This window comes from Paenarthrobacter nitroguajacolicus (assembly GCF_029952445.1).
GTDB classification, from domain to species: Bacteria; Actinomycetota; Actinomycetes; order Actinomycetales; family Micrococcaceae; genus Arthrobacter; species Arthrobacter nitroguajacolicus_B.
The window spans coordinates 19,920-33,135 of record NZ_JAQPPK010000039.1 but is presented as its reverse complement, the minus strand read 5'-3'; the positions used below and the strand labels follow the sequence as shown (position 1 = coordinate 33,135).

At 61.7% G+C, this 13,216-nt stretch carries 14 protein-coding genes and 2 pseudogenes; 4 read left to right on the top strand and 12 right to left on the bottom strand.

Annotated features, from left to right (window positions below; translation table 11 throughout):
• From PJL15_RS20930 to PJL15_RS20925, 3 genes and pseudogenes are all read right to left on the bottom strand, one after another.
• Positions 1 to 251, bottom strand: a pseudogene (locus tag PJL15_RS20930) (IS256-like element ISBibr1 family transposase); the annotation flags it as partial.
• A gap of 75 nt (positions 252 to 326) precedes the next feature.
• Positions 327 to 398 (bottom strand): annotated as a pseudogene (locus tag PJL15_RS22760) (IS1/IS1595 family N-terminal zinc-binding domain-containing protein); the annotation flags it as partial.
• A 391-nt stretch (positions 399 to 789) separates the two neighbouring features.
• On the bottom strand, positions 790 to 1,569 hold the full coding sequence (locus PJL15_RS20925; RefSeq protein ID WP_281453059.1) for a putative protein N(5)-glutamine methyltransferase: 780 nt from the start codon (positions 1,567 to 1,569) through the stop codon (positions 790 to 792).
• A 238-nt stretch (positions 1,570 to 1,807) separates the two neighbouring features.
• Here PJL15_RS20925 and PJL15_RS20920 point away from each other — a divergent pair, with 238 nt between their 5' ends.
• Both PJL15_RS20920 and PJL15_RS20915 read left to right on the top strand, forming a co-directional pair.
• Positions 1,808 to 2,008, top strand: a complete 201-nt coding sequence (locus PJL15_RS20920; protein WP_281453058.1) for a hypothetical protein — start codon at positions 1,808 to 1,810, stop codon at positions 2,006 to 2,008.
• Positions 2,009 to 2,042: 34 nt separating this feature from the next.
• Positions 2,043 to 2,303: a hypothetical protein gene (locus tag PJL15_RS20915; protein ID WP_281453057.1), complete on the top strand. Its 261-nt coding sequence runs from the start codon at positions 2,043 to 2,045 to the stop codon at positions 2,301 to 2,303.
• 92 nt (positions 2,304 to 2,395) lie between these two features.
• Here PJL15_RS20915 and PJL15_RS20910 read toward each other — a convergent pair whose 3' ends face one another.
• Positions 2,396 to 4,957, bottom strand: coding sequence for an ATP-dependent DNA ligase (locus PJL15_RS20910; RefSeq protein WP_281453056.1), 2,562 nt, complete (start codon positions 4,955 to 4,957; stop codon positions 2,396 to 2,398).
• 38 nt (positions 4,958 to 4,995) lie between these two features.
• On the opposite strand from PJL15_RS20910, the gene PJL15_RS20905 reads away from it, so the two are divergent.
• A complete protein-coding gene (locus PJL15_RS20905; RefSeq protein ID WP_281453055.1) occupies positions 4,996 to 5,862 on the top strand; it encodes a Ku protein in 867 nt (288 codons plus the stop codon).
• Between the two features lie 47 nt (positions 5,863 to 5,909).
• Here the strand turns inward: PJL15_RS20905 and PJL15_RS20900 are convergent, their stop codons facing one another.
• Genes PJL15_RS20900 through PJL15_RS20885 form a run of 4 tightly spaced genes read right to left on the bottom strand, consistent with a single transcriptional unit; the run spans position 5,910 to position 10,257 of the window.
• Positions 5,910 to 6,746 (bottom strand): carbohydrate ABC transporter permease, encoded by an 837-nt coding sequence (locus PJL15_RS20900; protein WP_281453054.1) that lies wholly within the window; start codon positions 6,744 to 6,746, stop codon positions 5,910 to 5,912.
• Positions 6,743 to 7,714 carry a carbohydrate ABC transporter permease gene (locus tag PJL15_RS20895; protein WP_281453053.1) on the bottom strand — a complete coding sequence of 324 codons (972 nt, stop codon included), beginning with the start codon at positions 7,712 to 7,714 and terminating at the stop codon, positions 6,743 to 6,745. Before PJL15_RS20895 ends, PJL15_RS20900 begins: the two co-directional genes overlap by 4 nt.
• 6 nt (positions 7,715 to 7,720) lie before the next feature.
• Positions 7,721 to 9,016, bottom strand: a complete 1,296-nt coding sequence (locus tag PJL15_RS20890) for an ABC transporter substrate-binding protein (protein WP_281453052.1) — start codon at positions 9,014 to 9,016, stop codon at positions 7,721 to 7,723.
• A gap of 59 nt (positions 9,017 to 9,075) precedes the next feature.
• Entirely contained in the window at positions 9,076 to 10,257 is a 1,182-nt protein-coding gene (locus PJL15_RS20885; protein WP_281453051.1) for an aminotransferase class V-fold PLP-dependent enzyme, read from the bottom strand.
• 279 nt (positions 10,258 to 10,536) lie between these two features.
• Here PJL15_RS20885 and PJL15_RS20880 point away from each other — a divergent pair, with 279 nt between their 5' ends.
• Complete coding sequence (locus tag PJL15_RS20880; protein WP_281453050.1) at positions 10,537 to 11,223, top strand: FadR/GntR family transcriptional regulator; 687 nt, start codon at positions 10,537 to 10,539, stop codon at positions 11,221 to 11,223.
• Between the two features lie 27 nt (positions 11,224 to 11,250).
• On the opposite strand, the gene PJL15_RS20875 is transcribed toward PJL15_RS20880, so the two are convergent.
• The 4 genes from PJL15_RS20875 to PJL15_RS20860 all read right to left on the bottom strand — a co-directional run bounded on the left by PJL15_RS20875 (position 11,251) and on the right by PJL15_RS20860 (position 13,079).
• Positions 11,251 to 11,517 carry a DUF7218 family protein gene (locus PJL15_RS20875; protein ID WP_281453049.1) on the bottom strand — a complete coding sequence of 89 codons (267 nt, stop codon included), beginning with the start codon at positions 11,515 to 11,517 and terminating at the stop codon, positions 11,251 to 11,253.
• Positions 11,518 to 11,558: 41 nt separating this feature from the next.
• Entirely contained in the window at positions 11,559 to 12,272 is a 714-nt protein-coding gene (locus tag PJL15_RS20870) for a DUF6766 family protein (protein ID WP_281453048.1), read from the bottom strand.
• 3 nt (positions 12,273 to 12,275) lie between these two features.
• Positions 12,276 to 12,788: a DUF6328 family protein gene (locus tag PJL15_RS20865; RefSeq protein ID WP_281453047.1), complete on the bottom strand. Its 513-nt coding sequence runs from the start codon at positions 12,786 to 12,788 to the stop codon at positions 12,276 to 12,278.
• Positions 12,789 to 12,908: 120 nt separating this feature from the next.
• Positions 12,909 to 13,079, bottom strand: a complete 171-nt coding sequence (locus PJL15_RS20860; protein ID WP_018778938.1) for a hypothetical protein — start codon at positions 13,077 to 13,079, stop codon at positions 12,909 to 12,911.
• Positions 13,080 to 13,216 lie beyond the last annotated feature (137 nt).

The following is a 13,216-nucleotide window of genomic DNA, read 5'->3' as shown; positions in this document are numbered from 1 at the left end:
AACCGTTGCAGCAGCGCCGCCCACGCGGCCTTCTTCTCGGTGTCGCACCACTGCCAGCCAAGCACGTAATCACCGGCAACAGCGATCAGGCAGCACCACGTCCCGACAAAGATCCCATCGACCTGGATCTGGTCATGGACCTCCCCGGTCACGGGAATGCGCGGGGCGATGTTCCAGCACCAGGCCGTGCGCCGTCGGAAGGACCGGGCCGTGCCGAACATGGTGAACGAGGACTGGCCGGTACTGCCCAATAGCCAGCCAAGAAACGCCTCCAGCTCAGCGCGACGGCTGACATCCGGACGTTCACCGGAACGGCTCGCCCCACAGTTCAGGCACCGGTAGCGCTGTTTGCCCGCTGCCGTTTTCCCGTTTCGTACCAGCGTCTGGCCGCAGACCAAACATTCCCCAGATATGCAAGCACCCCAGCCACCCTAGGCTCCAAAAGCTTAGCTATCCCGGAATTCGCCCGCCAGCGCTGGGAAGCAAGCCCAACCCATACACACGTTTTGTCCTATAACCCCAAACGTTGCGCCCTACGTGCGCAGGGCCATAGACTCAAAGTGTTTGGATTTGAGGCTATGACCCTCTCGACCGCACCAATGAGCGCACCGCGCTGAACAAGGACCCGATTGCACTCGGGTCCTTTGTTTGTTAACGGCACAGCAGGCTGTTGCCTGATGATCACAGCGTATCGGCCAGAAGGCGCCTCAATGGGCACGCCGGCGCAACTTCAGACGAGGAAGTTTCGTAGGGGCGCTTTCCGGGTCTAAGAGCTGACGGTTTGACGGGTCAGCTGCGTGAGCCCACCACCACTGTGGCATCGAGCTCCTCGTCCGTCATCACGCTGGCCGCCAGTCCCGACTCCGTCAGGAGCGCTGCTGTTTGCGGTGCCTGCTGCCGGGAGGTCTCGACCAAGAGCAACCCACCCGGCGCCAGCCACTCCGGCGCCCCCAGCGCAACCCGATGCTGCACATCCAAACCGTCAGTACCGCCGTCGAGCGCCACAACCGGCTCATGGAGGCGCGCTTCGGGCGGCATCATGCCGATTGAGCTGGTGGGGACATACGGGGCGTTGACCAGGAGAACATCAACCCGGCCCAAAAGCTGCCGGGGGAGCGGTTCGAAGAGATCGCCCAGATGGACCCGGCCACCCCGCGGCTCGACGTTCCGCCGCGCGCACGCCACGGCGGCCGGGTCGATGTCCGCGGCGTGAAGCTCGCAGCAGCCCAGGATGTCGCTGACGGCGGCACCTATCGCTCCCGAGCCACAGCAGAGGTCGACGACGACGGCACCCGTTTTGGCGGTTAACGCCGCCTGCCGCACAAGGAACTCCGTGCGACGCCGAGGGACGAAGACGCCGGGCTCAACGGCCATCCGGGTCCCGCAGAAATCCGCCCAACCCAGGATGTGTTCAAGGGGAAGTCCGCCAACCCGCAGGTCCACCATGTGGCTAAGCTCGTCCGGATGACGGGCGGCATCGATAAGCAGCCGGGCCTCGTCCTCCGCGAAAACGCAACCGGCATCGCGAAGGGCAGTGACGATCGACGAACTCCGGATCACGAGTGCCATGCTAATCCAGGGGTTCACAAATGTGCAGGATCTTGGTTAGGGTATGACGCATGGGAACACTGATTTTTGAGTAGACCGGCCAGTGCTCTGCACTGAGCACGCAGCTGCGTTTCAGAAGACAAAAATCCACGCCTGTCGAGGCTTGCCTCCATGCCGTTCCCGTTGTCGACGCCTTTTCTCGAACCGAACGCCACGGGATACGTGTCTCTTCAGGACTCACACACTTTTAGGAGTCCATATGACTGCCAACCCAACAGATAACAACAAGACCCCCGCTAACGGCGGCATCAAGTCCAAACTGACCGACGCCCAACGGGCGATGCTCGCCAGCAAATCCGGCGGCGGAGCTCCTGCCGGCTGGCAGAGCACCGGAAAGGGACACAAGCCCACTGCAGCCAGCGGCAAGCAGGCCAAGACCGAGAAGAAAGTCCGCTGGTAACTCCAGCGGACAGGCGCACTGGAAAGGAAGAACCATGACTGCGAATCACTCAGCAGAGAATATCGATCCTGAGGTGGCAAGCCACTTGGTCGAGTCCATGGACATGGCCCCGATGCCCGAGCCAACAGCCATTGCCTTGGCCCTGGGAACGGAGCAAGGCAGCCAGTGGCCGGACGGCAACGGCAAGCGCCGTCACCCGAAGGACCGCGACCAAGCCCACGGCCGCATGGGCCAAGGGGCGGCCGTGACTGCGATCCACCGGACCAGCCGACCACAGATGCCGCACTCCTCCTAACCGCGTACCCGCAACCCAACGGATCACCCCGCCAGCCCAACTGGGTAGCAGCACATGTCGTTCTGAGCGCTCAAAACGACGTCATCTGTCACCTAGTTGGGCTGGCTCACGTCTGATGGGGACTTATCCGGCCGCCATCCGCGCCACACAGGATGACGTAGCCTACCGGGGCCTGTCCAGTTGCCGAACGTCACCTCTGCCACCAGCTCGGGCTTCACCCAGTGCGCACCGGCGGCGTCTTCCTTTGGAATGTCCTTGAACGGGGAATCGTCCACCACCAGGGGCTCCAGCTGCTCCATGATGTCCCGCAGCTGCCAGTCCTTGAACCCCGTGCCTACCCTGCCCACATAGTGCAAGGAGTCGCCGTCGGGGATGCCCAGCAGCAACGCCCCGAAAGTCCCGCTTCGAGCCCCGGCGCCAGGCCGCCAACCACCGACCACCACTTCCTGGCTCTGCTCCAGTTTGAGCTTTATCCACGAGGCACTGCGGCGGCCCACCACGTACCGGCTGTCAGCTTTCTTGGCCATCACGCCCTCCAGGCCCAGGTCCGCCGCGCTGGTCATGAGGTCATCGACGTCGTGGTCCAGCACCGCGGAAACGTGAAGCGGACAGCCCCCGGGCAGGCGCTCGGCAAACGCATCCAGCCGCTCGCGGCGCTCGCTGAAAGTTAGTTTGCTCAAGTCCGCTCCGGCGTCGTACAGCAAATCAAACAGCATCAGCTGGACCGGAACCGAGACGCGGGCCCTTTCAATGTCCGCCGTCTTGACCAGGTTCATTCGAAGCTGCAGCCGGCCGAAATCGGGTCTGGACCCCTTGCCGAGAGCGACGATTTCGCCGTCCGCCACGAAGTCCCCTTCGGGCCAACAGGCGCGATCGGTGAGCTCCGGGTAGGCGGCCGTGAGGTCGTTCCCGTTGCGGCTCATGAGGCGGATCTTCCCCTTGGTGCCGGTGATGATGGCGCGGATGCCATCCCATTTCAGTTCATAAAGCCAGTTGCCGCCGCGGAGGTCAGCGGTGGTCCCGGACGTCGCGAGCATGGGGGCGTAGTCACGCATTGGCTCGGGTTCCGGCTCATGTGAAGCCGCGGGCTTGGTCGCGGTCGTGGCTCTGGCGACGCGCCTGCCGCCCGGCTGCTCCTTCATCAGGTGGATCAGCCAACGGTCGCCGGTGTTGATGAGTGCCAGGCGTTTGGTTCCGCCAAGGCCGCCGCCGGGCTGACCCGTGAGCGTCGCGATGACTTCCTTGCCGTCGCGCCATTTCTCGCACGTGAATTCGCCGCGGTCCCAGATGCTCATGGTCCCGGCCCCGTACTCGCCCTTGGGAATGACCCCCGCAAAGTCCGCGTATTCCATGGGATGGTCTTCTGTGTGGACGGCAAGGTTGTTCCGGTCGGGTGTTTCCGGGACGCCCCGCGGCAACGCCCACGAGGCCAGGACGCCGTTGTGTTCCAGCCGCAGATCCAGGTGGTAGCGGCGTGCGTGGTGCTCCTGGATCACGAAGATACCGCCGGGCGGCGGAGGATCGCCCGGTTTGGGCTGCTCTGACGAGGACGCGCTTTGGGGTACCGCAGAAGCAGCCGACGACGACGGAAACGGCTCCGGGGTTTTGCCCGGATCGCGCATCCCGACGTATTTGGCGAGACGGTTCCCGACCGTCGCCACACGCTCACGCGCACCGGCCCCGGCGACAGCCGTGCCGCCGGCCCGGGCGCCGGCAGCACCGTCGCCGTCGTCGTTTTCATCCTCCCCGTGCGGAGGCAGGTGCCGGTCCGAGATGGAAGCGAAGTGATCCTTGCCGCCACTCACCCGCTTCATCACCTCTGTGTAATCCAGGTGGTCCAGCGAAGGGGACGCGAGCTCCCGCCAGGTACGTGGCGCCGCGACGGTTGGAATAGCGCGGCCGCGGAGGGAGTACGGGACGATGGTGGTCTTGTTCCCGCTGTTCTGGCTCCAGTCCACCAGGACCTTGCCCTTCCGCAGGGACTTCTTCATGTCACTGACCACCAGGTCGGGATGATCCGCCTCCAGGGCGCGGGCGAGTTCATGGGCGAAGGCGGAAACCTGCTCGGACTTCAGGGTCCCGTCCAAACCTGTGTAGAGGTGGATGCCTTTGCTTCCGCTGGTGACCGGGACCGGGTCCATGCCCATGTCCTGCAGGATGGACCGGGCCAGCGTGGCCACTTCAACACATTCGGGCAGGCCGGCTCCGGGACCAGGGTCCAGGTCCAAAACGAAGCGGTCAGGCCGGAGAGGTTTCCCGGAAGCGTCCACCTGCCACTGCGGGACGTGGATTTCCAGGGACGCGATCTGGGCCATCCAGGTGAGCGTGGCCAGGTTGTTCACCATGGGATAGACGTTGGTATGGTCCGAATGCTCGATGGCGGCGCGGGGGATCCACCTGGGCGCGGAGTCCTCCAGGTTCTTCTGGAAGAACACCTGTCCCGGGTGCTCGGCTGTACCGACTCCGTTGACCCAGCGTTTGCGCGTGACGGGCCGGTTGGCCGCGGCCGGGATGAGGAAGGGCGCCACGGTGGCGTAGTACTCAAGCACCTCAGCCTTGGTGGTGCCCGTTTCCGGGTAGATGATTTTGCCCAGGTTGGTGAGGGTGAGTTCGTGGCCTTCCACGTTCACCCGCTCCTGTTGCTTGCCTGCCACCTCTTCTCCTCTGCTGTGTTGTGCTGTTGACTGGGTGCATGAGGGCCATATGGAAGGGATCTATCGCGTTCGGTCTGGTCAACGTACCAGTGAAGCTCTACAGTGCCACGGAGGATCACGATATTGGGCTGCACCAAGTCCACAATAAGGACGGCGGGCGCATCCGGTACCAGCGTAAATGCGAAATTTGCGGCGACGTTGTGGCTTATGAAGACATCGACAAGGCCTACGAAGAAGAAGGCCGCACCGTGGTCCTCACGTCGGCCGAGCTGAAGTCCCTGCCGGAGGAAAACAGCCGCGAGATCGAGGTGGTGGAGTTCATCCCCGCCGAGCAGCTGGATCCGATCATGTACGAGCGCAGCTATTTCCTGGAGCCTGATTCCAAGTCGCCCAAGGCCTACATGTTGCTGCGCCAGACGCTTGAAGACACGGACAGGATCGCTATTGTCCAGTACGCGTTGCGCCAGAAAACCCGGTTGGGGGCCCTGCGGGTGCGCGGCGACGTGTTGCTGTTGCAGGCGCTCCTGTGGGGTGACGAAGTCCGCGAGGCCAAGTTCCCCTCCTTGGAAACGGACATCAAGATCTCGGACAAGGAACTGGAAATGTCCTCCGCCCTGGTGGAATCCATGGCCCACGATTTCGACCCCGACGAATATACGGACGACTACCAGGCCCAGTTGAAGACGCTAATCGAAGCCAAGCTGGAAAAGGGCGAGGCATTGGATACAGAGGCCACGTTCGGCAACGTCGAAGGCGAAGGGGAGGGCGGCGACGTCATCGACCTCATGGAGGCGCTCAAGCGGAGCCTGGACAAGAAACGCGGCAAGGAAAAAGCGTCCGACGACGACGCTGCCGCCAGCAAAGCTGCCACCAAACCAAAGGCCCGGGCCAAGAAAAAGGCGTGAACCGGCGTCGGGCGCCTTTGAAGGGCGCCCGACGTTCGGTGCTTGCGTCAGCCCTTCACTGAACCGGCGGTCAGTCCCTGGACGATGAACTTGCTGGCGAAGGCGAAAATCACCAGTGTGGGTACCACCGTCAGGACCGCGGCAGCGGACATGGAACCCCAATCGATGTTGAAGCTGGAGATAAAGCCGGCCAACGCCGTCGGGATGGTCTTGTTGCTGTCGCTGTTCATGAGCGTCACCGACAGGAACAACTCATTCCAGCAGTTCACGAAATTGAACACGAAACTCGCCGCAATGCCGGGCAGCATCACCGGAACGATAACCCGGAAGAGGGCGCTCAGCCTGGAGCAGCCATCGATCATGGCGGCCTCTTCCAAGGCATCCGGGACGTTCTCGAAGAAGCCGCGGAGCATGATGGTGCAGAACGGAATGCAGATGGCGATGTAGATCAGGATCAGGCCGGTCTTGGAATCCACCAAACCGAAGTCGGTCATCATCAGGTACAGCGGACCCAGGGCAATGAACCCGGGAATCATCTGCGTGATGAGGAAAGCACCCAGCACGGCTCCTCGTCCGGAAAACTGGAAGCGGGCCAGGACGTACGCGGAGAGCAGCGAGATGAGCGTGGCAACCGAAGCGGCCACGAGCGCCACCACCAGGCTGTTGAGCATGTACTGGCCGAAATCGGACTTGGTGAACAGCCCGATGTAGTTGTCCAAAGACAGCTGTTTGGGCCAGTAATCGAGCGGCAGGGAGTAGATCGCCCCCGGTTCCTTCAGGGACGTCACCACAATCCAGTACAGCGGAAAGACGGTGACGATCAGGCAAAGGCCCAGGAAGACCACCTTTGAAATCCGGCCAACGAGCGTCTGACTGTTGATCATTGGTCTCCCTTTCGAAAGCGGACAGCCATGAGGTAGAAAGCGGCGAAGAGCATGAGGGTGACCATCACGATCAATCCGAGCGCGGATGCCTTGCCGTAATCGCCTTCCTGGGTAATTTTGATCATGTACGTGGTGATGATGTGGGTCTGGTCAGCCGGTCCGCCGCCCGTCATGGCAAAGATGATGTCCGGGAAATTGAAGATCCAGATCACCCGCAACAGGATGGTCAACGCCAGAGTGGTGGAGATGCTTGGAAGCGTGATGCTGAAGAACGTCCGAACCTTGCCGGCACCGTCCAAGGCAGCGGCCTCGTACATCTCATCTGACACTGACTGCAAGGCAGCGAGGATCATGATCGCGAAGAACGTCACGCCATACCAAACGTTGGCGATGATGATGGCGGTCATGGCGAAGCCCGGATCGGAGAGCCATGGAATGGGCGAGCTGATCAGTCCCGCCTTCATCAGGAGGTCGTTGACCACGCCAAATTCGGCGTTGAACATCCACCGGAACAGCATGCCGATCAGGAAGCCGGACACAGCCCACGGGAAGAAGATCATGGCCTGATACGCGCCGCGCATCCGGAACCGCCGCTTCAGGAACAACGCCACCGCGAAACCGATGACCACCTGCGGAACCAACGAGCCGACAACCCACACCACTGTGTTGCGGACAATCGTCCCGAACTCCGGTGCATCGAACAGGCTCTGGAAGTTGCCGAAACCAACCCATGACGTATCGGACAGGTCATTCAGGTTCCAGTTGCGGAACGCCATCTGGCTGCCGGCGATCATGGGGTAGTACGTAAAGATCCCCACGAATACTGCGGCCGGCGCCAGGAAAGCCAGCAAGGTCAACGCCGTCCGGCCATTGAACCGTCTTTTGGTCGAGCTGCCCCTGCCCTGGTCCGGCCGTGCGGCTTTCCGCCCGGATGGAGGCGGTGCGGCCTGCTTGACGTCGAGACTCACGGGAAGCTATCCCTTCATCTTTTCGGTCCAGTAGGTATCCCAACTGGACAGGAGGTCAGAGGTGGACATTTGCCCCGTGAGCACGCGCTGCAGCTCGCCGTCGGCCTTCTTGATCCATTCGGTCCACCAGGAGACACTGCGTGGCTGGATTGCCGAAATGTACGTGTCCGGGTTCTCGGTCATCTTCACGTAGGCAGCCCAAGGGCCGGTGCTGTAGAAGGTGTCCTGGGCTGCGGACTTCAGAGTGGGGACCAGGCTGTTTTCCTTGCTGAAGGTGGTGGCGGGGTCGCCCTGGGCCAGGTACTTGATGAGCTTGACGGCCTCCGGCTTGGACTTGGAAGACTCAGCGATGCCCCAGCCGGCAGAGGCCACGGGCTGGATCGCCTTGCCGCCCGGTCCCACCAAGAGGGGAGCGACGTTCCACTGGTCCTGCTTGATGGCCTGGGACTCCTTGACGGTGGCGATGACCTCGGGGTCCTGCAGCAGGAACGCCGTGGAGCCGTTGCTGAAGCCCTGCACCATCTCGGGGTAGCCCCACGCCACGGAGGACGGCGGGGATCCCTTCTTGAAGAGGTCAATGTAGAGGTCCATGGCCTGCTGGGCCTTGGGGGAGGAGAAAATCGTCTTGCCGTTGGTCAGCTTGAAGGCGTTCTCACGGTCGACCTCGTCGGCAACGTACGCCTCGATGATGGCCACGGCGTTGGAGTTGGCATTGCTGCCGCCGCGGAAGGCGTAGCCGAACTTGTTCTCGGACGGTTTATTGAGTGCCTCGGCCTGCTTTGCCATATCCTCCCAGCTGCTCGGCGGACCGTCGAAACCGGCCTCTTTCACCAGGTCCGAGCGGTAGAAGAGGGAAAGCCCGTAGAAACCGTACGGGATGTAGTAGGTCTTGCCGTTCTGCTTCGAGTAGGTGACTGCGTTTTCCGTCAGGTTGTTCCAGCCGTCCCAGCCGTCCAGGTCCTTGGTCATGTCGTAGAGCCAGTTGTTGGCGCCGAAGGATCCGACGGTAATGTCGCGGGCCTCCACTACGTCGATGCCCTTGCCGGACTGGAGCATCTGCTGGATTTTCTGGTCTGCCTGGTCGGTAGGCGGCGAAATCAGCTCCACTTTGATGTCCGGGTTGGCCTGCTCGAAGCCCGAGATGAGCTTCTTCAGGGTTTCCGTGCGGGTGGGGTTCGTGAGGCTTTCCACCATCTTCAGGGTGACCTTGCCATCGCTGGCCGACTGGCCGCCTCCACACCCTGCCAGTGCAAGAACAGCCGCCAGGCCTGCTGCCGCAGACGCCATAATTCTGGATTTCACGTGGGTCCTCCGTTGATTGGTTCGAATGGGTGCACCGGCTGAGCGGGTGCGGGTGGGGTCTAGAGGGAGCGGGCGAGCCGGACGAGGTCCGGAACTGCCCTCTCGGCGAAAATTTCGTAGTCCTTCGGGGAGTTGTACAGATGGGCCGAAAGCCGCAGGTAGCCCCGTCCGTTGAAGGTGGTGATGGCTGTTTCGATGTCGAGCTTGTCCGAAACGTAGGCCCGGACTGCGTGGGAATCCTCGTGGGTGGTGGCGAGCCCGTCCGGAAGGCGGATCAGGCGTAGCGGCCCTACCGGCATGCCGACGTCGACTGCCGGGTTCTGGCCCGTGGCGTCGGCAAATGCCGCGCCGATCAGTGAATGCCCGTAGTCGCAAAGCTCCTTGGCGTAGGTGCGGAAGACCGCCCAGCCGTAGCGTTCTTCGATGGTGTCGAAGGCGGTTCGTGCTGCCATCCAGGAGGTCACGTCCTGGGTTCCCACGTGGTCGAAGTTCTCTGGAAAGCTGTACGGGAAGCCCCATGAATCGATCAATGGTTCCAAGGATTGTGCCTGTGGTCCACGCGCCACCAATGCTGCAGTTCCCCTCGGTGCGCAAGCGAATTTGTGGAGGTTGCCCACCCAAAAGCCCTCAAAATCGGGAACCGGGGACTCCAATACGCCGGGAGCGTGGGCTGCATCCACCAGCACGGGTACTCCCAGGAGGGAAGCCGCACGGGCGATCTGTTCAACCGGGAAGGCACGGGCTGTTGCGGAGGTGATCTGGTCCACCACGATCAGGGCAGTCCTGGGAGTTACTTCCGCCATCACGAGCGCACAAACGGCATCTGCATCCGCCTCCAGGGGGATCTCCGCGATCCGCACGTGGCCGCCGCACCTGCGCGCGACCCGTTCTGCGCCCTGAAGGACTGCCCCGTAGGCATGGTTTGTGGTCACGATCTCGGCACCAGGGGCGAAATCCAGCGAGTTGTAGACGGCGCTGACACCCGCGCTCGCGTTGGGGACCAGGGCCAAGTGCTGGGAGTCGACCCCAAGGAATGCCGCAATTTCCCTTCTCGCCGTGGCCACGAGTTCAAACTGGCTCATGAACCAAGGGCACGGATTCTGGTCCATGAGCTCCTTGAGCTTCAGCTGCTGCGCCTGGGCTGCCCGGGGGACGGACCCATACGAACCGTGGTTGAGGTGGACCTTGGACTGTGTGAGGCTCCAGTCGGCCATCGCGGGTAGGCCCTCGGGGGTCAACATCGGGCGGGGGACTGTGAGAGGTGCTGGGAACACGGCGTCCTTTGTCAGTGGAGTGAGTCAACGCTCTGTAAGTTACATCACAGGCCACACCAAGACAACGGACAATCCGAAATAGTCATAAGATGACTTTGCTTGATTACGCGCAATAAGCCGCCAGAGACTGGGGCTGTGGCTATATAGGTACGATGTCTTAGTCGAAGAGTATGACAATGCGTCTGCTCAGCCGCCCGTGTGTTCCAGTGCGGTAGCGTGATACGGGGATCTGAAGGAGGCGACGTAGTGGGTGCTGTCGAAACGGCCATGCAGGGCCTGAGGAACAAGATTGCCTCGGGTGAACTCGCCGCTGGCCAGAAGTGTCCTCCGGAAGCGGAGCTGTCCGCCCAACTGGGCGTCTCGAGGAGCTCTCTCAGGGAAGCTGTCCGGGCCATGTCGGCACTGGGAGTCATGGAATCCAGGCACGGATCGGGCACATACATCTCGTCCCTGGAGCCGACAGTCATCCTGCAGAATTTCGCACTGTTGGTGGACTTGCTGCCCCTGGACGGGCTGCTGGAACTCTTCGAGATCCGCAGGCTCATGGAATCCCATGCTGCCGCTGCGGCGGCCGCCAACGCCACACCTGAGGTCGTAGCCAAGTTGACGGCCCTGGTGGAAAGCATGGAGGCCACGGACAATCCAAGCGAGTACTCTGAGCTGGATTCACAGTTCCATGAGGAGATCTGCCGGGCGAGCGGTAATTCGACGCTCAATGCACTGGTCAGGCTCTTCCGGTCCCGCGGGGGCCATTTCCACATTTTCGACGGCGACGACGGGCCGGCCGTGCGCGGGGACAGTACTGCGGGCCACAGCGCGATAGTGGCAGCCATTGCCCGGCGTGATCCCACCATGGCAGCGACGGCGACGGCCGCGCATATCGCCCAGACGGAGACCTGGCTGAAGAAACTCAGGCCGGAGCCCCGGCTTTAGGCTTGCCGGGGCCGGTTGATTGCGGTGTCAGTGGTTTCGCAGCATCGAAATAAGCTCGGATTTCTTTTTGCCTGAATAACCCTTCAGCCCGAGTTCCTTCGCGCGGGCCTTCAATTTACTCACGGTCCAATCGTCGTAGTCTCCTGATTTACCGCCCTTATGCGCCACTTCCTTGCGTCCCCGGGTTGCCGCCGCGTTGGAAATTCTGGCAGCTTTCTCCTTGGATGCTCCGTCATCCCGGAGCTCTTCGTAGAGTCCGGGGTCCTTCAGGCTGGAATTCTTTTTTCCTGGCATGGTCAGGTTCCTTTCGCTGGATTCGTTCCGTCGAAAAGCAATCAAGCGCCTGTTTCGTAGTGCGGTTCGGCGACGGGCTTGGACTCGGGTGAGCCGCGTTCCCTCAGATAGACGGAGGCTCCCACGAGTACAGCTACAGCCAGGAATTCACTCTGCCAGTTCTGGAAGGACTCGAACCAGAACTGGCTGGAGGCCATGTACTCCCAGGTGGATACTTCCGCTAGCCCATGGCTGAGTTGTTCCTCGTTGTAGGCCGCCGTTCCACCAATGGCGTGCATGGTGAAGGATGCCAAAAACAGCAGGGCAAGCAGTCCGGAAAGCGAGTGTTCGTAAACCTTCAGGATCCAGCCGCCGCGTCGCACCGGCCACGGCGTCTTCGCTGTTTGCTTCGCGTCCCGCGGATCTTCGTCCTGTGGAGCCTTCTTGCCCATGGGCTTGGACTCGGAGGAGCCTTTCTGGAAGAGGAAGACGGTCAGCACCACGTACATGGCCATTTGGAGGAATTCAGACTCCCAGTTCTCAAACACGGCCTCCACGAAGTGGCCGGTTGTCAGATACTCCAGAACGCCTACTGGCGAGCCCCCGTGGGTCTGCTGTTCTTCGCTGTAGTTCGCGGCGCCAGACAGGACCATGCCGCCGAAGAAGACCGCGAACAGGCCCACATTCACCAAAAGCAGTCCGTGGTCCTTGATCCATTGAGACAGAGCATGTGGTTGCTTCACGGAGGTTCCCTGGTTCTTGGCGGGTTTCAGCATTCTTCACTCCTCCTTGGTGTTTCCGTTGCCGTTCATGCCCCGGCGATAGAGCCACAACGGCATCCCGACCACCAGTAACAGCAAAGTCAGGACAATGAAGCCGCCGGCCACGATGCCCGCCGCCCGTCCGGCCGTGAAGTCGAAGACCAGCGTGGCGGACCCGACGATCAACAGCGCAACACCTCCCAGCGCCCACTTGGTGACAACGTCAGCGCTGGAAACCAACGTGGCCTTCAGGCCGCGGCGGAAGAGCCGTCTGTGCACGCTGACGGGGATGACGATGAGCACGGTGGTCAGGGCGGCAACCATCACGTTGAAGAGGTATAGGCCTCGCTGCCAATCGTCCAGTTCCCCGAAGCGCGATTGGAAGGGCAGCGTGAGCAGGAACCCGCCCAGAATCTGGACGCCGGTTTGGAGGACCCTTAGTTCCTGGATGAGTTCCATCCAGTTGCGGTCCATTCGTTCTTCGGTGGACTCGTTCCTGCCAATTCTGGGGACTTGTTCCTGCTCTGCCATTCGTGTGCCTCCGCAGCAATGGTGTGGACGCCGGGGATGTGCCGGAGGGCCGCCTCCGCGTGCAGATTCTGAGCGCGGAAGCGGCCCTCCTTGACCTGGTGGAAGACGTTTATCGGCGCTCTATACCGTATGGCCCCTGCGGCCCGACATGAAGCTCAGCAGCCAGCCGATGGCCGCAATGACAAGAAGGACGACGCCTACCCACAGCAGCCAGTTCAGGGCTTGCGAGAAGCCACCTACAAGAAGAAGGACGATTGCTACTACACCAGCAATGATCAGAAGCGTATTCATGGTCAGCACATTCCTTTCTGGGGGAATCATTGATGAATCGCCGATTCCCAACTATGCATTCCGGTTACTTCGATTTAGTTATGCCGGTACTTTGAGGCGTTCCGCGGCCCCGAAGTGCCATACCCGCTGTTAGCCTG

What these genes read in the sequence shown, in the direction of transcription:
- PJL15_RS20925 (WP_281453059.1), bottom strand. Translation starts at nt 1,569, where the DNA reads ATGGCACTCGTGATCCGGAGTTCGTCGATCGTCACTGCCCTTCGCGAT.
- PJL15_RS20920 (WP_281453058.1), top strand. Translation starts at nt 1,808, where the DNA reads ATGACTGCCAACCCAACAGATAACAACAAGACCCCCGCTAACGGCGGC.
- PJL15_RS20915 (WP_281453057.1), top strand. Translation starts at nt 2,043, where the DNA reads ATGACTGCGAATCACTCAGCAGAGAATATCGATCCTGAGGTGGCAAGC.
- PJL15_RS20905 (WP_281453055.1), top strand. Translation starts at nt 4,996, where the DNA reads ATGAGGGCCATATGGAAGGGATCTATCGCGTTCGGTCTGGTCAACGTA.
- PJL15_RS20900 (WP_281453054.1), bottom strand. Translation starts at nt 6,746, where the DNA reads ATGATCAACAGTCAGACGCTCGTTGGCCGGATTTCAAAGGTGGTCTTC.
- PJL15_RS20885 (WP_281453051.1), bottom strand. Translation starts at nt 10,257, where the DNA reads ATGTTGACCCCCGAGGGCCTACCCGCGATGGCCGACTGGAGCCTCACA.
- PJL15_RS20875 (WP_281453049.1), bottom strand. Translation starts at nt 11,517, where the DNA reads ATGCCAGGAAAAAAGAATTCCAGCCTGAAGGACCCCGGACTCTACGAA.
- PJL15_RS20870 (WP_281453048.1), bottom strand. Translation starts at nt 12,272, where the DNA reads ATGCTGAAACCCGCCAAGAACCAGGGAACCTCCGTGAAGCAACCACAT.
- PJL15_RS20865 (WP_281453047.1), bottom strand. Translation starts at nt 12,788, where the DNA reads ATGGCAGAGCAGGAACAAGTCCCCAGAATTGGCAGGAACGAGTCCACC.
- PJL15_RS20860 (WP_018778938.1), bottom strand. Translation starts at nt 13,079, where the DNA reads ATGAATACGCTTCTGATCATTGCTGGTGTAGTAGCAATCGTCCTTCTT.